At 64.8% G+C, this 18,355-nt stretch carries 15 protein-coding genes; 4 read left to right on the forward strand and 11 right to left on the reverse strand.

The features are described from left to right. The first annotated feature begins 301 nt into the window (after nt 1-301). On the forward strand, nt 302-868 hold the full coding sequence (locus H6718_13875; protein MCB9586486.1) for a hypothetical protein: 567 nt from the start codon (nt 302-304) through the stop codon (nt 866-868). A 40-nt stretch (nt 869-908) separates the two neighbouring features. Here the strand turns inward: H6718_13875 and H6718_13880 are convergent, their stop codons facing one another. Beyond that, nucleotides 909-2,834: a hypothetical protein gene (locus tag H6718_13880; GenBank protein MCB9586487.1), complete on the reverse strand. Its 1,926-nt coding sequence runs from the start codon at nt 2,832-2,834 to the stop codon at nt 909-911. A gap of 309 nt (nt 2,835-3,143) precedes the next feature. Then, on the reverse strand, nt 3,144-3,308 hold the full coding sequence (locus H6718_13885) for a DUF1328 domain-containing protein (protein MCB9586488.1): 165 nt from the start codon (nt 3,306-3,308) through the stop codon (nt 3,144-3,146). Between the two features lie 433 nt (nt 3,309-3,741). Between H6718_13885 and H6718_13890 the strand changes: the two genes are divergently transcribed. Then, on the forward strand, nt 3,742-4,155 hold the full coding sequence (locus tag H6718_13890) for a hypothetical protein (protein ID MCB9586489.1): 414 nt from the start codon (nt 3,742-3,744) through the stop codon (nt 4,153-4,155). A gap of 105 nt (nt 4,156-4,260) precedes the next feature. On the opposite strand, the gene H6718_13895 is transcribed toward H6718_13890, so the two are convergent. Then, nucleotides 4,261-4,881: a TetR/AcrR family transcriptional regulator gene (locus H6718_13895; protein ID MCB9586490.1), complete on the reverse strand. Its 621-nt coding sequence runs from the start codon at nt 4,879-4,881 to the stop codon at nt 4,261-4,263. A 27-nt stretch (nt 4,882-4,908) separates the two neighbouring features. Here H6718_13895 and H6718_13900 point away from each other — a divergent pair, with 27 nt between their 5' ends. Then, a complete protein-coding gene (locus H6718_13900) occupies nt 4,909-5,811 on the forward strand; it encodes an alpha/beta fold hydrolase (GenBank protein ID MCB9586491.1) in 903 nt (300 codons plus the stop codon). 3 nt (nt 5,812-5,814) lie between these two features. Here the strand turns inward: H6718_13900 and rimO are convergent, their stop codons facing one another. The 8 genes from rimO to H6718_13940 form a co-directional block, all read right to left on the reverse strand. Then, nucleotides 5,815-7,278, reverse strand: coding sequence for a 30S ribosomal protein S12 methylthiotransferase RimO (gene rimO / locus H6718_13905; protein MCB9586492.1), 1,464 nt, complete (start codon nt 7,276-7,278; stop codon nt 5,815-5,817). A gap of 138 nt (nt 7,279-7,416) precedes the next feature. Next, a complete protein-coding gene (gene carA, locus H6718_13910) occupies nt 7,417-8,586 on the reverse strand; it encodes a glutamine-hydrolyzing carbamoyl-phosphate synthase small subunit (GenBank protein ID MCB9586493.1) in 1,170 nt (389 codons plus the stop codon). Continuing rightward, complete coding sequence (locus H6718_13915; GenBank protein MCB9586494.1) at nt 8,583-9,950, reverse strand: dihydroorotase; 1,368 nt, start codon at nt 9,948-9,950, stop codon at nt 8,583-8,585. Before H6718_13915 ends, carA begins: the two co-directional genes overlap by 4 nt. 55 nt (nt 9,951-10,005) lie before the next feature. Further along, complete coding sequence (locus H6718_13920) at nt 10,006-11,541, reverse strand: hypothetical protein (protein ID MCB9586495.1); 1,536 nt, start codon at nt 11,539-11,541, stop codon at nt 10,006-10,008. Between the two features lie 112 nt (nt 11,542-11,653). After that, entirely contained in the window at nt 11,654-13,423 is a 1,770-nt protein-coding gene (locus tag H6718_13925; GenBank protein ID MCB9586496.1) for a hypothetical protein, read from the reverse strand. Between the two features lie 425 nt (nt 13,424-13,848). Then, nucleotides 13,849-15,402, reverse strand: a complete 1,554-nt coding sequence (locus H6718_13930; protein ID MCB9586497.1) for a GMC family oxidoreductase — start codon at nt 15,400-15,402, stop codon at nt 13,849-13,851. Continuing rightward, nucleotides 15,399-15,830: a hypothetical protein gene (locus H6718_13935; protein MCB9586498.1), complete on the reverse strand. Its 432-nt coding sequence runs from the start codon at nt 15,828-15,830 to the stop codon at nt 15,399-15,401. The genes H6718_13930 and H6718_13935 overlap by 4 nt, the downstream gene beginning before the upstream one ends. 130 nt (nt 15,831-15,960) lie before the next feature. Continuing rightward, nucleotides 15,961-17,286 (reverse strand): hypothetical protein, encoded by a 1,326-nt coding sequence (locus H6718_13940; protein ID MCB9586499.1) that lies wholly within the window; start codon nt 17,284-17,286, stop codon nt 15,961-15,963. Between the two features lie 388 nt (nt 17,287-17,674). Between H6718_13940 and H6718_13945 the strand changes: the two genes are divergently transcribed. Next, on the forward strand, nt 17,675-18,340 hold the full coding sequence (locus tag H6718_13945) for a hypothetical protein (GenBank protein ID MCB9586500.1): 666 nt from the start codon (nt 17,675-17,677) through the stop codon (nt 18,338-18,340). Nucleotides 18,341-18,355: the final 15 nt, after the last annotated feature.

Raw genomic sequence — 18,355 nt, forward strand, 5'->3', positions numbered from 1 at the left:
ACTCGCCCGCCCCCTCAGAGTGTGGGCGTACGAGTTTTGCGCCTTCGCGCTACTCTTGAGACGAGGAACGCTGTGTTGATTTTTTCAGCGAATCACAGATTCGCCTCACTAGCTGGTGCCGAAGTGAGGAGCGCTTCGGTAAGGAGCGCTTCGGTGTTTTTGGCACTGGGTGCATCGCAGCTGTGCGAAAGGCGTTCGGCTAAATTCCATACAGGATATGCAGGCTGCTGAGCGGTCCGAGGAGCGATCGCGTCGCGAATCGCTGCCAAAGTCAGGACCTCGCGCTAGTCTGGGGGTCGCTTTGCAGATCAAACTTCAAGCACTACTGAACGGCGCCACAGAAGTCAGAGAGCGGTTTGGCGACGGCGGGCTAGAGCGGGTGCTGAGCGCCTGCTCTCCAGCAGTTCGTGATCGGTGCGAGACGGGAATCGCCATTGAGTGGCATCCGCGGCGCGAGTTCGATGAGTTCCTTGATGTCTCGGAGCGCCTGCTTGGGCGCGGTGACGGCGGACTGGCGCGGGCGATTGGCGCTCGGGGCGCTTACCTCAACACTCGGGGTTGGGTCACGCGCGCGCTGCTCTTCGTGCTCAACCCCAAGTGGGTGCTCGAGAAGGCAGCAAGCACATTTCATCAGTTCAATGACACCGGTGAGCTGACTCTGCCGGAGTTCCGCGATGGTCATTGCCGCATGGAACTTCGGGGGATACCCGATCCCAACGCACTCTTTTGCGAGACTTTCAGCGGTTGGGCGGAGGTGATGGGAGAGCGCATCGGCTTCGGGCGCGTGCGTGTCGAGCACACTAAGTGTCGCGCGAGGGGTGACCGCACGTGTTCCTGGGACGTGGATTGGCAGCCCAAGGACGTTTGAGCGCGCTCCTCTCCCCAAGCAAAAGGAAACGGCAGAGACGCTAGCTTGGGCCGTTGGCTTCGAACGGGATCCCCAGCGCAGGCCAGGCGTCGTTGAGCTCTTTCGCGGTGGCGATGCGGAGCGCCGCGGCGTCTAGCATGGCGTCGTCGGCAACGTCCGTGGCTGGCCCGTCGGGGCCAAACATCCGTGTCAGGTCCAGGGGAGGGCCAAAGCGCGCCCAGTACTCGGCGGCTTCGCGGCGCTCTTGGGCAGGCGCGGTCTTGTCCTTGAGCAACTGTTCCCCAAGATCGAGCGCCTCCGTACGTCGCCCGGCGAGCATTGCCACGCGGAATCGAGCGCGCAAGCGCGCCTGCTGGCCCTTGGAGCTGTACTCTGGGGCCTTGGTCAACGCCTCCACCTTGTCGACCTGCGACAGAGCGTCTTTCGCCGCGGCGTAGTCCGGCTTTCGCTCGAGCGCGCGGTTCAGCAACACCCGCGCGTTCGCGAAGTGCAACAGGTGGAGCTCGCCGAGGCCGGCGTCGAGGCAATAGACTGGGAGCTGAGGGTACTTGCTGCAAGCGGGTATGAGGATGCCCTGGGCCTCCAGGTACTGACCCTGCTGCGCGAGGGAACTCGCTAGGTTCATGCTCGGTAGATGCTCGCGGGTGACGTCGCGATCCGCTTTGCGGAAGATGGCGCCTGCTTGCTCGAACAATCCCGCACGGTAATAGACATTGCCAAGCTCGTTCGCGGGGAGTCCCTGGGTCTTTGGCGTGAGCCGGTAGGCTCGGCTCCAGAGCGCGATTTCGCTCGACCAGTCACCAACGCGGAGCCAAGTCCCGACGACGAATGAGAGCGTCAAGCCTGCGATCAGCACAGTCTTCACTCGGTTCGAAACGGTTCCGAGCCAAACCTGCAGGCAAGGGGCGCAGAGCAGGCAGAGGCCGAGAACAGGGAGGTAAAGGAAGCGATCGGCCGCGACGACTCCGACCGATATCGGAATCAGGTGCAAGACGAGGCCAAGCCCTCCAAGGCTCAAGCACAGCCCGACCACGACGAGGGGGCGGACGTTGCGCGAACGCCGCCGGAGCTGAGCCTTTCCCCGAACCAACGCGAAGAGGAGCCCGAGCGCGGTTGCGCCGCCGAGCGCTGCCATGCCCAAAGCGGGCGCGCGCGCCTCGCCGATTTGGAGCTCCGGTCGCCAGGGAACGAGCAGCATTCGCGTGTAGCTACCGAGCGCCGCTGCGGCGAGCTTCAACCGCCCAGCGACACCCAGCTGAAGTATCGTGAGCGACTCGGGTGCGCCGCTCAAGGCGTGGTGGCGCAGCGCGAGATAGATCCCGGCTGCAATGACGGGCAGCGACGCCAGGGCGTAGCGCCCGCTTTGCTGCTTGCCGCGTGGAAGCACCTCGAGGGTGATCAAGGCCACCACGCCTACGAGCGCCACCTCCTTGCACAAGAGGCCGCACAACACGCACAGCGAGGCGAGCGCATTGCGAGCGGCGTTTCCCTGGCGATGCAGCAACAGGCCACCGAGCACGAAGGTGGTGCTGAGCACGTCGGTGCGCCCGGAGATCCAAGCCACCGCTTCGCTCAGGCGTGGGTGGAGCGCCCAGCAGCAGGTCATGAACAGCGCCACCAAGGGCGCCACGCGGAAACGCCGCATGAGGCCATAGGCAAGCAGCGTGTTCAGCGCGTGGAAGAACAGGTTCGTGAGATGAAACCCCGCAGGGTTGTCTCCGTGGAGTTGCCGGTCCAGCGCGAGGCTCAGAATCACCAGCGGCCGGTAGTAGGTGCGCACATCACCCGCCTCGGGCGACGTCCAAAACGCCGAGCCGAAGTAGCTCCCGAGGGGCTGGAGCGCGCGCACCATGGGTGACTCGAGCACCAGGTAGCGGTCATCCCACACGAACGGCGCCCCCAGCGTCCGCACATAGGCCACTACGACCAACAGCAGTGCGAACCAGGGAGCCCAGCGCCGAAGCATACTGGTGCGGAATCTCTCACGGGAGCCGCGGATTCTCCAGCCGAACGGCCGCTTGCGGGGAAAAAGCCGCTGGCGTTCTGCCGACGACGAGCCGCGGGCCGGCTGAAGCTCAGTCCGTCGTTCGCGCTGGTTCGCGAGAGCTCTCCCCAAGCGTTGGTCCCAGCCGAGTCAGCCGCTCGAACCGCCGCGTCAACGCGACACGGGCCAGCTCAGGAAGAAGCTCTCCCCAGCTAGCCCGTGTTGGTACTGCTCGGCGCTGAGTGACCGCAGCCGCGACCGCAGCCGCTACCGAGTCGCCCGATGCCCCCGCTAGATGGTGCGCGTACGGCCCACCACCAGGCTGATTACCGCGAGGATCAGGAAGCCGACGAACAGGATCTTCGCGATACCCGCAGCGGCTCCGGCGATGCCGAAGAAGCCGAAGAAGGCGGCCAAGAGTGCGATGATGAAAAATGCGAGGGTCCAGCGTAGCATGATGTTTCTCCGTTGAAACAGAATGGGTTTGACTGGGCCCAAACGTTGCCGTCTTGGCCGCCCAGCTGCACTCGAGCGAGCGCAATGGGAGCTTGAGCAACCCCTGTGCCAAGCCTCGGAGACGCGCCGAGCCGCGGTCACGCGATGGGTCGGCGACGCCGTCCGGGTCCAAGGAGCCGCGAAAGGCGGGCGAAATGCACGTTCTTGCGGAGCGTAGGTAGCGATTTGCCCCTGCGAGGCACTCCTGGAACAGAGCGCGGGCGTCGTGCGCGTCGGACACCCCCCGTGGCCAAAAGGCGCGGCGCTCCCAAGTTAGTGGGACTTACGTCGGGCTTTTTGCTGTCCAGCCGCCGCCGCTCTACGGCATGCCCCTTGCTCCCATTCCTTCATAGAAACGCGCCACGTCGTGTGGCGTGTGAGAGGAGGAAAGATCATGGCCAAAGAAGCGGCACCGTCCAAAGAAGCTGCGTCGTCCAAACAAGGCGCACAAACCAACTCGAGCGAGCTTCGCTCACGCCTCGCGGCGAACGCCAAGCGCGGCACTCATGTACTGAGCGAGCGTCTCGAAGAGTTTGCGGCGTCCCGCTCCGGCGCTCCGGCGAAGATCGCGAGCCAAGCCGCGTCGCTCGTGGCACGCGCTGGACGCGCAATCGTGGTGGATGACGACGCGCTGGAGCGCCTTGGCCGTCCTGGCGCCATGCCTGCTCAGCGCCAAAACGAGCCGAACAAACAGGCAGGCGACAAGCTCGCGGGAGCAGCCAAGCGCAGCTCCTCCGCCAACGGCAGCGCCACCCAGGAGTCACGCGCGGCGATAGCGCGTGCCGAAAACGAAGGCATGGTGCCGTAGCGATCGCCGCACGGAAAATCACCAAGAGGCCCCCGCTAGCGATCTGGGACGAAGCGCGGGGGCGCTAGTGTGCCGTCCCCGCGGGTTGCTCACGGAGCCGCCTGCCTAGATCAGCGTGCAGAGTTGCTCTAGCAGCAAGTCCTCGCTGATCCCGAGCGCTGAGGCTTCGCCGAGCGCGATAGAATCCGCGACGCGTTCGAAGGCGAGCAGGATGAGCAACGCCCGGGGTCGCTCGTCTGCTCCGAGCAGCGGGGTCAGCCAATCGAGCTGACGTGCCCGGGAGGCGACGCGAAACGCCGCGACCTGCGGGTCGCTCGCTACCAGACCGAGCAGGCTCGCGCGCAGGCCAGCCCAACGCTTGTGGTGGTCAACGACCGCTTGCGCCAAGGCGCGCTTCCGAGCGGTGCCCTTGAGCTTGGGGGTTTGCGCATCCAGCCGCGAGAACAAGTCGGACCACTCGGCCTCCACCCAACGCTCATACGTGGCGAGGAATAGCGCCCGTTTGTCTTCGAAGTAGCGGTACAACGTGGCCGGGGCAAAGCCCGCCTCGCGTGCGATACGATTCGTGTCCGTCCCAAAGTAGCCGTCGCGGTCGAAAGCGCGGGCGGCCGCGGCCAGAAGCAGCTCACGGGTGCGCTCGGGATCCCGCGAGCGGGGTGAGCGGCGCGGGGTTGCCTTGGGAGGCGCGACGGCGGCCCGGCGAACCGCGTTCTGGGGCTTGACCATAAGCGATGTATACATCATTTATAAGTGATGGATACATCGTTTATCGCTCTGAGCGGATCGGGGGGAGAGGGCGCAACAGCCGACTTCGGGAGTCACCGCATCGCCCTGGGCGAGAGCACGATCGAGCTGAATTGCCGCGCTTCCGGTCCGCGAGATGCATCGCTGTGCCTTGTTTGCCTGCACGCGGTAGGCCACGATCAAGAAGACTACGCCGGCACTCATGGGCTACCCGGGGTGCGTGTCTTGAGCTTCGACTGGCCCGGGCACGGCGGCTCTTCAGCGGACCAAACGCCTGCGAGCACTGAGCGCTATGCCGAGGTTGCCGAGCAGCTGCTCTCGACGCTAGATGAAGCCGCAGGGAAACGTCGCTACGTTCTGCTGGGAAACTCGATTGGCGGGGCGGTGGCGTTACGGCTCGCGACGCGATCCCCCATCGCGTCCAAGATCGCCGGCTTGGTGGTGATCGATGCGGGGGGCCTGGTCCCGATGGGCGCGAAGGAGCGCGCCTTCTGCCGGGCTTTTGCCTGGGCCTATCGCGCAGCGAGTCGGGGAGGGCTGGCGCGCCGAGTATTGCCTTGGTGGTACTCGAGGATGTATCGGCGTCTGTTGGTGGGGCCCGACGCAGCAGCCCGGCGAGACGCGATCGTCGCCGCGGGGCTCCAGCGCGCTCCCGTGCTGAGCCAAGCTTGGCGTAGCTTTGCGGCGCCGGAGGCAACGGTTATCCCCCACTGCACGGAGGTGCGCGTCCCGACACTGGTATGCTGGGCGCGCTCCGATCCGTTCAATGCCCTGAGCGCCTCCTTGCCTGCCATTCGCAGCATTCCGCACCACCACCTTGCGGTCTTTGAAGGTGGGCACGCGCCCCACGTCGAACAGCCTGAGCGTTTCCGCGAGGTGCTGCTCGAGTACTTGGATGCGCTTCGCCAGTAGATGCTAGCTCACGGTGCGGAGGCTGATCTTCCGACCGTCGCTCGAGCGGTGGCTCAGCGCACTTCGGTGCGCCTCCCCCCCAGCCAAGGGTGCAGAGTCTTCCGCGACCTCTGCCAGGAGGTCGTAGTCGGTGACCTGCGTGATGCGCGCGCGGTGGATTTCCCCCGGGGCGACCTCACCACCAGAAATGAAGACGGAGCCGTCGATCTCCGGGGCTTGCCCTGGATGGCGACCGACCATCACCAGCTCGTGCTCTTCACTCGGGCCCTCGACCAGCACCTCGAGCTCCTTGCCGAGCAGCGCGCGGTTCTTCTTGCGGCTGATTTTGCGCTGGATCGCCATCAGGTGACGGGCGCGATCGTAGGAGACACGGGCGGGCACCTTGTCACCGAGCTGGTAGGAATGACTCGTGGTCTCGTCGCTGTAGCGGAAGACACCGACGCGATCGAACTCGGCCCAACGCACGAAATCGCAGAGCTCGTCGTACTCTGCTTGGCTCTCACCGGGGTGTCCAACAATGAATGCCGTGCGGAAAGTCAGATTCGGAACCTGCTTGCGCATGCGCTCCACCAGCTCTCGCAAGCGCGCGCCACCGTGACCCCGGCGCATGCGGCGCAGCATGCCGTCCGCCGCGTGCTGGAGCGGCATGTCGACATAGGGCAGCACACGCGGGTGCGAACCGAGCAAATCCAGCAAATCGTCGCCGAGCTTCTCGGGGTACAGATAGAAGAGCCGCACCCAGCGGATCCCAGGCACGTCCGCCACGCGCTCCACGAGTTTCCGCAGGGCAGAGGCATCGAAGCGCTTGCCGGTGACGCCGGTCTCGATCTTGGTGGAACCCGAGAGATCGCGGCCGTAGCTCACCGTGTCTTGGCTGACTAGGTTGACCTCGAGCACGCCGGCTGCGGCAAGCTGCTCGACCTCGCGCACGATATCGTCTGCGCTCCGGGAGCGCTGTTTTCCGCGTAGATCTGGGATCACGCAGAAGGAGCACTTGCGATTGCAGCCTTCAGCGAGCTTCACGTAGGCGCTGGCGCCGCGGGTGCTGATGACTCGCGGATCACTGGCGTGTACGACCCAGTCTGCGGGTTGTCCGACCAGCATGCGGTCTGCGCCGCCCTTCAGCACGCGTTCGAGTTTGAGCATGTCGCTCGAGCCGAGCACATGGTCGACCTCGGGCATGCCATCGGCGATCTCATCCGGGTGCCGTTGACTCAAACAGCCGGCGACCACGAGGCGCTCGCAGCGACCGCTCTCCTTGAAGCGCGCCATCTCCAAAATGGTGTCGATGGACTCTTGCTTCGCAGCGTCGATGAAGCCGCAGGTGTTCACTACGATCACCGACGCATCGTCGGGCTGCTCGGTGTGGGCGTAGCCAGCGCGCTCTGCCACGCCCAGCATCACCTCGCTGTCGACGCGGTTCTTGGGGCAGCCGAGGCTGACGAAGTGGATGGTGGGAGTCTTCACGCTTCCTTTGGGCCGGTCGGCGGCCGGAGTCGGCTGAGCCGCACAACTGCCAGACGCGCGACTCAGGTCGCCTCGTTTAGCTCATGCGGTGCAAGCCCGCCAGCCGGCGGAGCGCGTGTGGTTCCGGACCGGCGCGACTCAAGCTTGCTTCATCGAGTCGATGAAGCGGTCGAAGAGGTACAGCGAGTCGTGGGGACCGGCGGCGCTCTCCGGGTGGTACTGCACGCTGAAGGCCTTGGCTTCTGGCGCTGCGAGGCCCTCGCTGGTCCCGTCGTTCAGGTGCAAATGCGTGGTCTTGGCGAGGCTGCCAATGGACTCCACATCGACCACGAAGCCGTGGTTTTGGCTCGTGATTTCCACGCGGGAGGTCGTCAGGTCCTTCACGGGCTGGTTCAGGCCACGGTGGCCGAACTTCAGCTTGTAGGTCTTGGCCCCGAGGGCCAGCGCGAGCAGCTGATGACCGAGGCAGATCCCGAAGATGGGCTTCTTGCCGAGGAGACCCTGGATGCTCTGCACCGCATAGTCGACAGCGGCGGGATCCCCAGGGCCGTTGCTGAGGAAGATGCCATCGGGGTTGAGGGCGAGCACATCAGCCGCGGACGTGGACGCTGGGACCGCGGTGACGCAGCAACCCGCGTCGACCAAGCAGCGCAGGATGTTCTTCTTGGCGCCGTAGTCATAGGCCACGACATGAAACTGCGAGGTTCGCGGTTTGACCTGATCCGGGCGGTAAAGATCCGAGAACTGGAACGGCACCGCCCAGTCCGTGCGCCCCTGGGTGAACTCGTAGCGCTCCTTCGGCGTGACGCGGCTCACCAAGTCGAGCCCGGACATATTGGGCGCCGACTTGGCGCGGTCGACCAACGTGCTCGGGTCTTCAGTGCCGATGGCGCCGTTTTGCGCGCCTTTGTCCCGCAAGAGACGGGTCAGGCGACGCGTGTCGACGCCGCCAATCGCGACGATGCCGTGCTGCTGCAGGTAGTCGCCGAGGGGCTGTTCCGCACGGTAATTGGATGTGTTCGGGCTGGGGTCGCGGATGATGAAGCCAGCGACCTGAGGCTTGCCGTCGACGCTCTCCGGGTCGTCCATGTTGACGCCGGTGTTGCCGATCTGCGGAGCGGTCATCGTCACGAGCTGCCCGGAGTAGGACGGATCCGTGAGGATTTCTTGATAGCCCGTCATCCCGGTCGTGAAGACGACCTCACCCGTGGTGGCACCATCGGCGCCCCAGGAGAAGCCTTCGAACACGCTGCCATCCGCTAGGGCGAGGTAGGCCTTGCGTCGGCTGTTTCCGGCGCTGGAAGTCATGCGGTGGCTCCTTTCTCACTCACTTCACTGGCTTCGAAGGCAATGCGACCTCCGGCGAGAGTCATCAGCACGCGGCCGGTGATGGGGTGAGACATGAATGGGGTATTCTTGTTCTTCGTGTGCAGGGTGACCTGATTGGGCTGCCACACCAGCGAGGGATCCACCAGGGTGAGCTCGGCGACGGCGCCGACGGCGAGCCTGGGAGCCTCGATACCCACGATCTTCGCGGGGCCGGTGCTCATGGCGTGCAGCAGCCGCTCGAGGGGTACCTTACCGGTGCGCACCAACTCAAGCAGAAGACCGAAAGAAAGCTCGAGCCCCATCAGGCCCGGCGACGCAGCATCGAACTCGCACTCCTTCTCGAGGGGCGAGTGGGGCGCGTGATCTGTGGCGATCGCGTCGAGCGTGCCATCCGCCAGCGCCGAGACGAGAGCATCCACATCGTGCTGCTCGCGCAGCGGCGGATTCACTTTGCAGAAGGTGTCGTATCCGATCACCGCGCCGTCGGTCAGCAACAGGTGGTGCGGGGTGACCTCGCAAGTCACCTTCAAGTCGCGGCTTTTTGCCTCGCGAACCAAGCGCACGGCGCCCTCGGTCGAGATGTGCGCGGCGTGGTAGCGGCTCTTCGTGTACTCCGCGAGCAGGATGTCGCGGGCGATGATGATGTCCTCCGCAACCCGTGGCCAACCTCGTAAGCCTAACCGCGAGGAAACTTCGCCTTCGTGCATGACGGCGCCCGCCGTCAGATCGTGATCCTCTGCATGTTGGATCACCGGCATGTCGAAGTTGCTGGCGTACTCGAGGGCGCGCCGCATCACCTGGGCGTTCATGACGCACACGCCGTCGTCGCTAACGGCCACCGCGCCGGCGTCTCGCAGATCACCCATTTCCGTCAGCGCCTCGCCGCGCTGCCCCAGGGTGATGGCTCCGATTGGGTGGAGCTTCGTGCCTCCGACCTCCCTGGCGCGCGTGAGCATCAACTCCGTCACCGCGCGGGTATCGTTCACCGGCTTGGTGTTGGGCATCACGCACACGTGGGCGTAGCCACCGGCTGCAGCAGCCCGCAGGCCCGAGCGGATGTCTTCTTTGTATTCCTGCCCTGGTTCCCTGAGGTGGGCGTGAAGATCGACGAACGCGGGAACGAGCCAGCGCCCGTTCCCATCGATGACACGGGCCTTCTCCGAAGCGAGCGCGGGCTCTGCAGCTCCGACACCTAAGGCCTGGATCCGATCCTTTTCGATCACCACGTCGACGACTTGGTCGAACCCCGTCGCGGGGTCGATCGCGCGAACGTTTCGAAAAATCAGGGTCTCGGGGTTCTGGTTGGACGGGGCAGAACGAGCGCCGGACACGGGCCCGCTCATAGCACATGGGGCCGCTTGGCGAAGGCCGAAGTTCCCTGGGCCTTGCGATGGCGCGTCAGGTGCTCTTGGCGCCGGTTTTCTTTGCTTTGTGTTTCTTGCGCCGGCTTTGGGACCACAGTCCAGCGAGGATCAGTGCGAGACCGGCGAAGAACGCCCCGCGGCGTGCGTCGGAGGCTGGGGAAGTGCTGTCTGCGCCTGGCATGCGACAACCACAGCCGCCACCGTCGTCCCCACCACCGTTCGACCCACCGCTGCCGCTACTCGTGCCGCCGCTGCCATTGCCAGCGCTTCCGCCTGCACCGGCGTCTTCACCTGGAACGCACTTTCCGATCAGCGCGCAGGTGCTTGGCCACTTGGCTGGGCAGTACTGACCTGCACGGCTCTCGGCGGGGCAGCTCAACACATCGTCGACCCCGCTCAGGGTCATCACGGGTTCGAAAGTCTTGCCGTCGGTGGAGCGACCGAGCTCGTAGCCGTGAAAGAACTGGCTGGTGCAGGCGTACAGCTCGGGCCCAATCCAGCGCAGGCAACCGATGGCGCCGTCGAGATCTCGGGTGAAGCTCGTGGCGCTCAAGCCGCTGATCGCGGACGAGTAGATCCCAACATCGTTTTCGTCCACGTCGAGCGTCGGGTCGCGGGCGTCGCCGAAGCCGATCCGCAGAGTCGTTCCATCGGGGTCGACGGCAAAGCCGAAGAGCTCCGCTTGTTTGTCGAGGAGCTGGGTGAACGACTGGCCTGCGTCATTGCTCACCAGCAGCTGATCGCGCGCGTCGCCGTCGATGCGGACGAACACTTGATCCGGATCGGTGGGATGGACGCCGAGCACATGCGGAGGATTCGTTGAGTCGGCGCCAGGGATCGCCCGGTAATCCCAGGTCTGGCCGCGATCGCTGGACACCAGGAGCATGCCCTCTGCGGCGCCGCCTCCCGCAGGCTTGAGGTTCCCGGTCACGTAGATGCGCTGACCGTCGCTCTTGGCGCTAACCACCGCGAAGGCGAGCAGCCCGGTGTCCAAGTCTGCGCCCAGCTGAGTGAAGCTCTGCCCGTCATTGGCAGACGCCCAGACTTGGTTCAAGAACACATTGCCCGGTTGCCCCATGGAAACGAGTGCGAGCACGCTGTGAGGATCGGATTGCTCCGTGTGGACGTAAGATACGAACTTGTCCTTTGGACCATCCGGGACCGTCCAGTCGCAGCCGAGGCTGCTGCTGACGGACACGCCATCGAAGCTGCCAACGAGCAGCGCGCCATTCGCGCTCACATCCAGCTTCGGTTTGACGCCTTCGTAGTCGGGCGCTTCCTCGCACAGCCAGTACCAAGTGTCTCCGCGGTCCGGCGAGGTCAAAAGGCCAAACGACGCGCCCACCCAGAGGCGGTTCGCGTCGCTCGGATCTTCATACACGAACGCGGACTGCGGAAACGCGCCGTGGGCGAGTGCGGTCGTCGTAGCTAGCGAACAGGCGGCTGCTACCGCGATGCTCGCGAGGCGCCGCTTGATGCCTCTCACCATCCAGAAGCGTGAATTTTGGGTGACGTCGGGAGTCTCAGGCGAAGCGCGCATGGGCTGCTGCACCCTGACAGCTCCGCTCATCGGTCGCAAGACCTGAGCAAGCTCGCAAAGGGGACAGCAGGCCCTAGCTGCGCCGCACTTGCGAGGCGGCGGCGAGGCAGTGACGCCTCGCTGATCCAGATGGGAGCGCAACTCAGCGAGTGAGGCGCGGTACGTCGCTCGCTGCAGGTATGAAGCCTTCAACGGCGTTGCCCAAGCGACGGGTGACGCTCTGCACGTTCAGCCCGCGGCGTGGCACGAGCAGGTGACCGCCGAGCTCGGCGTCGGCGTAAGGGGTGTAGTACCCAGTGAGCCGAGTGTGCTCGCCGCTCGTGAGCACCACATCGACCTCGCGCGCTTCGCCCATCGCGGACTGACGTAGCTCGACGACTCCCAGGGCCTCGAGCTTACCCGCCGCGGAGACGCTGTAGCTCGCGAAGCTCCCGGCTTTGCGCAGCGGATCGTTCGAGATGAGCTTCGGGTTCGCATTCACGTAGCTCACGCGTTCGAAGAGCAGGCTGTAGTTGTAGTCGCTGATCCAGGTCGGATCGCAGTAGCCCATGAAGTCGTAGAGTCCGCTCGGCGAGAGCGGCTGTCCGCTGCGTTGGTCGAAGCCCCAGCTGCCAATTTCTCCGCCCGAGTAGGGGTAGTTCCCGTCGGGGCCGCCTGCTCCGCCGCAGGGCGCATGAGGCCTGCCAAGAGCGTGACCGAGTTCATGCGCCATCGTGTCCGGGGAGCCACCGAAGCTTCCATCAGGAAAGAAGCCAAGGCCAATTGCCCCGCGGTAATAGTCGCTGTTCGGTCCCGGTACGGAGCCGAGCCCCGCAGTGCAGCCTCCACTGCAGAACGAGCCCATGGAGGGAGCTGGGGTGAGCAAACCATAGTAGTAGGTGTTTGGTGCAGGGTTGTCGTCCTGGCGCAGCGCCTGGACGGTGTCGAGGAGGTTACCCCAGCCGCTGGAAGCGGTGACGTTGCCGCCGTAACCGACCGTCTCTCTCACGTTCAGCTCGATGTCCGCGACGGGGAACATCGCCTTGAGTTGTTCACGATAGGCTTCGATGCGACCTGGGCTCGTATCTGGGGTGTAGCCGTTGATGGTCACAGGGACGAGGGTCACCTTGAAGGCGCCGTTCACCTCACTCGCTCCGAGGAGCGTGTCGCCATCCGCGGGGTAACGGGAGCCCTCGACGGTACCCGGGTGCTGACTCTGGTCGAGCTCGAAGAGCGCGACGCTGTACTTGGCGCTTTTCGTGATCAGACTGCCTGGCACCTGGAAGTTGATCGAGCTCGAGAGGTCAGCTGCGTTGGATTCGCCGCTCGGGGTGAAGGTCTGTGCGCCTTGTTCGACTCCGTCAATGTAGAGCTTCGCCTGGACCGCGCGCTGCTCCCACTCTGCCTCTTTTTGCACGTAGACGCGGAGCAAGGCGTCCCGCCCCGCGACAACAGGTGCGTTGAGGCTATCGGTCAGTGACTGACCGTCACGCATCAGCTTTATCTTTACAGATTGCCAAGCGGAAATTTCTAGCAAGTCGAGCCCAGCTACTGGTTGGGGATCGGGCTCGGGGGGGTTAGGGGAGCCGCCGCTGCCTGGACTGCCCGTGGTCCCGCCGGTGCTGCTCGGCGGCAGGTCGCTGCCTCCGGCTCCGCCGTTACCTCCGGTCTCGGACGGCCCGGCGCCGCTGCCGCCGTCGCCGCCCGGCCAACCGCTGCCGCCGGCACCTCCTTGGTCACCATCACAGGCGGCCAGGCACGCCTGCTCGTCTCCGGTGGAGCACACGCAGCGGTCCCAACAGGAGAGCGCCTCGGCGCAGCTCTGGGGCGCACCGTTGGTGGCGTAGCCACCGCCGCCCGACGCGTCACAGCCTGCAAGCGACACCAGGCAGACCAAGGTAGCAAACCCTCGAGACAGCTTCCACGAACGCATGGGGACCTCCTGGACGCAGCACGGCACGCGGCGACGCGTCATGGGACTGCGCGAGCCGGGCCGCCTGCTTCAGCGGATAGTGTGTGGGCGCGACGCCTTTCCTCGGGGGAACGAGCGTCGCTGGGTGTGCAATAGGAGTAGCTGTCAGCTTTTGGCTGCGCAAACCGCGCCCGCACTTTTCTGCAGTGGCTCTGGCGTGCTGGAAAACCCGCGATCTGACTGCAATTCCACGCGGACTTTGCATCCCTCAGCGAGAAGAAACGATCACGGGCGCCGCCTCTGCGAGTCCCACCAAAGGACCGTTAGGCGAGCGTGCGCGTGCGGCAACTTGGCTGAAACCGAGCCGAAGACTCGCGCCCAGAGCGCCCCTGCGATGCCGCCCTGGCTGAGCACGCCGGGCGAAGTCGGGATCGCAGCGGAAAAGTTCAGTGCTTGCGGCTCGCGAGTCGCTCGCTCATCAGCCAACTGAAAGCACAGATGCTGTGCTGGGGATTGACGCCCATGTTGGTCGGGAAGGCCGACGAGTCGAAGACGTAGAGCCCAGGCGCGTCGTGTACCTGAGCATTTAGATCCACCACGCTGGAGTATTTCGAAAGGCCCATCTTGGCAGTGCCGAACAAGTGCGCGGCGATGCAATGAAAGAGCCGCGGGTCATTGGGCAAGCTGAAGAGCTTCTCTGCTGCGTCCGCCGAGTCGATGCGATCTGGCAGACCATGAATGCCGGGCAAGACTTCCGTGGCACCCGCCGCGAACATCATGCGGATCAGGCGCTGGACACCGACTTTCAGGATCTCGATGTCGCTATCGAGCATGTCGTACTGGATCTTCGTCCCGCCGAAGAAGTTGCGGTGCACGCTCCCCAGGGCCTGGGCGCGCACCTGCACGCCCCAAATGGCGAGGTGATTGAAGCTCTCTAGCTCACGCATCAGCTCTGGTCCCACACCCGGGAGGCGAGCAGCGGCGAACTCGAGGGGCATGGCGACGCTCTCGAACTTCATGCGCTCATGCCAGAAATGCGTGGTCTCGAAGCCTTGAGTTGCGCCAAAGCTGAGCTTCACCGGATTCGGGAAGACGCCAACGACGCCGGTGCCCGGGTGGCACTGCAAGCGCTCGCCGACCAATTGACTGGCGCGCCCGAAGCCGTTTGCTTGCAGGAGTTGCGGAGTTTGGATGGCGCTCGCACAGAGCACGACAGCGCGCCGAGCATGAAAGCTAAAACGCGGCCCTTTTTCCTTGGTCACGGGGTCCAAAAATCGGCCCCTCACCCCCGAAACCCGCCCTGACTTACTCAAGATTGTTTCCGCGCGACACTGAGCATACAGGCGCGCGCCTCGCTCGAGCGCGCGGGGAACATACGAGACATCCATGCTCTGCTTGCGAGCGGTCGGGCAACCTTGATTGCAGTGAGCAGAGCCTTGGCAGTCCTTCACGTTGCGACGGATGCGATTGCCTCGTGCGCCGATCCCCTCGACGCCGAGCTGCATCAGCTGATTGTTGACCCCGAACACATCGTCAGGGGCCGTGCCGACGCTGAGCTCACGGTCCAGCTGATCGAAGACATCCGTCAGCTGCCGGTAGCTGAAGCTCTTGTCCAGGGCGTGCTCCGCGGCCCACAGGTCATAGATCGGCTCTGGTAGGCGATGAATGATTGCGCCGTTGACCACAGTGGTGCCACCCACGGCGCGACCCTGGAGCACCGGCGTGAACGCGCGCCCTTCGGCGACTTGAAAGCCCATATCGCGCCACAGGTGCTTGAACGAGCTGTACGCATCGGAGCGAAGCTTATCCGTGGGGATATGTGCGCCTTCTTCGATCAAGATCACGTCGAGCCCAGCGTCCGTCAGCACGCGCGCTGCCGTGGCACCCGCGGCGCCGCTACCCACGATCACGACGTCGGCGCTGTCCTCAACGGAGGTTTGGCTCCGTACGTCCTTCAGGGAGGCAATCCCGCGCTTTGCGAGCTTCTCTGGGCCGCTCACGATTTCGCTCCCGGGCGCGCCCAGTCGGGGTCGGTGGAATCCCTGGGTTCGATATCCAGCCGAGCTTGGATGCGGGGCAGCCCACCGTAGCCAAGGCAGCCGATGGTCTTGAACAAGAGCGGCATCTCACGGATCAGGTAGACGTCGCTCGAGCGCATCACGTCGAGTACGCGATACTGCTCCTCGGCACTCAGGGAGTGAAAGCTCTTGAAGCGCCCGAGCACGACGAGCGGCGCCCACGTGATCGCCCAGGTGCAGGCGCGCATTCCAAGGCAGAACTGCGCTGGCGCGTGGCTCAGCAGGTCGTCGATGAAGCCGTCCATCGGCACATCCGCCGCGCCTTCGGGGAGCAGGCGGCTCTGACCCGAGGGGATCACGCAGTTGAAGATGGACCGCAGCCAGCGTTTCTCGAACTCGAAAAAGCCCACGCGCGGTGACTTAGCCAAGCACCCAGGCGGGAGCAACGGCGAAGCTCCCGCGGCCCCGAACGGCGCCACCAGTCAAGGAGCCGCGGTAAGCGCTGCCTGGGTTGAATGGCTTGGATCTGCTGGATTGGTCTTACTGCGCAGGGCAAGCGCTGCTTGGCGCACCGTAGCCGAAGGTCATGAAGTTGATGGGGTGACCGCCGTTGAAGGCGCTGCTCGGCAGCGTGGTCCAGTTGATGCCGTCGGTGGAGCGGTAAAACTCCTGCTTCGAGTACCAGACCTGCCAGCCGCCGCGGACACCCACGAACGTGCCCTCGGGGCTGACGGCGACGGCACCGATCTGGATATTCTGCGAGAGGTCCGTCGTGTTCCAGCTCGCGCCGTCGCTCGAGGTGTGGGCTTTGCCCTGGCTGAAGGCGATGAAGCGTGAGCCGTCCCAGAGCACCGTCGAGGTGACGTTGGCGCCCATGGCTTGAGCGATGAAGGTCTTGCCGCCGTCGGTCGAGTGACACACGGTGCTCTCTCCCATCACGACGATTGCTCCTGCGCCATACGCTACCCCGCGTACGTTTGCGCCGCACTCGCCGGGGAGTGTATCCGGGTGGAACCAACTTTGACCCGCGTCCGGCGAGAGCACGATGTCTTGCTGGCCGCCGTCGCCGCCGACCACCACGAACAGCCCGTTGCCGTGGGCGGCGTAACCGATGGTGCGCGCGTTCCAGACACTCAGCATCGGATCCGCGGTGTTCTCCCACTGCACGCCCGTGTCGCTCGAGCGCATCGGGACGTGAGCGCCGGCCATCAGGGTGCCGCTTCCATAAGCGAGCATCGCAAACGTCTTGCCCGTCAGGGTTGGCGTCCAGGTCACACCGTCTGTGCTGGTCCGGATGCTCCCGGGCTGCCCCCAGCCGAAAGTGGTCACGAACGTTCCCGGCTCATCAGCGGTGCTCGGCACGTACACCAGGCCGCGACCGGCGGTGGACTGGTGATCGCACTCGATGTCATTGGCGTCTTGGCTCCAGCAAGTGTGCTGATCGTCGTCGGAGCGGTCCGCTGTCCAGGTTTGACCATCGTCGCAGCTGATCAGCGTGCGCCCGAGATGTCCCTGAGCCACGAACAAGGGGACGCTGCCGCTCGGCTGCCCACCGCCGCTGCCTCCAGCACCTGCGCTGCCCGCGCTGCCACCAGCCCCGGTGTTGCCGGTGTTTCCGCTGCCGCCAACGCCGCTGCCTCCGCTCGTGCTGCCGCTGGCACCTCCGTTTCCGGAGCTTCCGGCGACGCCCGCGGTGCCACCATTTTGAGTGCCACCAGTGGCTCCGTCGCCGCCGGTGCCGCCACTGCCTTCGTCGTTGCCGCTGTCTCCACACCCCGCGAGCGCCAGGCCGGCGAGCAGGGCGCACCCAAGGGGAGCGTAGATGGAGAAACCGTAGGGGAAACGCTGGCGGGGAGTTTGAGTCATGGAAAGAACCTCCAAGCCGCGGAGTTTAACCGTGCTGGATATGAGTTGGGCTCGCCTTGACCCTAGCCACCAGACTCGGCTTTTTCTGCATGAAAAGACCGCCCCCCGGAGGGCATCACTCAACCGACGCGCCATGGACGGGAAAGCAGCTTCGGTCAAACGGTGGGGTCTCATCAGCTGCTGAAGCGTTCAGCTGTGGCGGGGTGGGGAGCTGTCTGCCTGTGACGCCGTATCAGAGGATCGGTCCGTATGGGGGAGTGAGTCGGGTGGTGACGGCAGTCAGTGTCAGGGCAGGGAATACACGACGTGCGTTGCCGCGAGGCACCCGCGAGCGGTCGCGTACGTTTGTGCGACAACGTCTCGGCGAGAGCATGTTAGGGTCGCACTCATGAGGGATGGAGGGCGAGGAGGCGCCCAGGGCTTCACAGCACCTGGGTCGCTTCGCGAACCTGTTGACGCAAGCTCCGGCGCGCGGATCCGGGTGCAGCCAGTGGACGTTGGGTTATGCAACGGGTTGCCGCTGCGTGGCGTCTACGGGAACCTCGGCACGCTGTTCGGTTCCCGAGGGCAGCAACAGATCTTGGAGCTGCTCCCCGGCGAGCTGGCTGAAGGGCTCGCATACGGGCGCATCATCGCAGGGGGTTGGTACCCCATCTCCTGGCTCTCGGCGTTGCACGAAGGGGCCCAAGAACTCAGCGGTAGCGGCAGAGAGCTAGCGCGTAAGCTCGGCTACATGGGGTCCAAGTCCTATTTCCGTGGGGTACATAAGGTGTTCATCTCCTTCATGGACCCTGGCTTTGTGATCGGCAAGACACCGCTGATCTTCCGCAAGTACTACGACACCGGCGAGGCGCTAGTCGTCGAGAGGAACCGCGGCAACTGCTTGCTGCGCTTCAGCGGATGCTCCGGCTTCGACGCGAACCTCTGGCAGGGGCTGTTCGGGGCTTGCGAGGCAGTACTGGAGCTCTCCGGCGCCAAGAACATCCGGCTGCGCGCCGTGTCCGGCGGCGGAGAGCGGGACGTCGCCGCAGAAGTGTCTGCCTACTGGACCTGAGGCGCGCCTCTCGTT

It is taken from the genome of Polyangiaceae bacterium, assembly GCA_020633205.1.
GTDB lineage: Bacteria > Myxococcota_A > Polyangia > Polyangiales > Polyangiaceae > JAHBVY01.

Bases quoted from the DNA above. Each gene is read 5' to 3' on its own strand.
- H6718_13880 (MCB9586487.1), bottom strand. From the start codon at position 2,834: ATGCTTCGGCGCTGGGCTCCCTGGTTCGCACTGCTGTTGGTCGTAGTG.
- H6718_13885 (MCB9586488.1), bottom strand. From the start codon at position 3,308: ATGCTACGCTGGACCCTCGCATTTTTCATCATCGCACTCTTGGCCGCC.
- H6718_13890 (MCB9586489.1), top strand. From the start codon at position 3,742: ATGGCCAAAGAAGCGGCACCGTCCAAAGAAGCTGCGTCGTCCAAACAA.
- H6718_13895 (MCB9586490.1), bottom strand. From the start codon at position 4,881: ATGGTCAAGCCCCAGAACGCGGTTCGCCGGGCCGCCGTCGCGCCTCCC.
- H6718_13900 (MCB9586491.1), top strand. From the start codon at position 4,909: ATGGATACATCGTTTATCGCTCTGAGCGGATCGGGGGGAGAGGGCGCA.
- carA (MCB9586493.1), bottom strand. From the start codon at position 8,586: ATGACTTCCAGCGCCGGAAACAGCCGACGCAAGGCCTACCTCGCCCTA.
- H6718_13915 (MCB9586494.1), bottom strand. From the start codon at position 9,950: ATGAGCGGGCCCGTGTCCGGCGCTCGTTCTGCCCCGTCCAACCAGAAC.
- H6718_13920 (MCB9586495.1), bottom strand. From the start codon at position 11,541: ATGAGCGGAGCTGTCAGGGTGCAGCAGCCCATGCGCGCTTCGCCTGAG.
- H6718_13925 (MCB9586496.1), bottom strand. From the start codon at position 13,423: ATGCGTTCGTGGAAGCTGTCTCGAGGGTTTGCTACCTTGGTCTGCCTG.
- H6718_13940 (MCB9586499.1), bottom strand. From the start codon at position 17,286: ATGACTCAAACTCCCCGCCAGCGTTTCCCCTACGGTTTCTCCATCTAC.
- H6718_13945 (MCB9586500.1), top strand. From the start codon at position 17,675: ATGAGGGATGGAGGGCGAGGAGGCGCCCAGGGCTTCACAGCACCTGGG.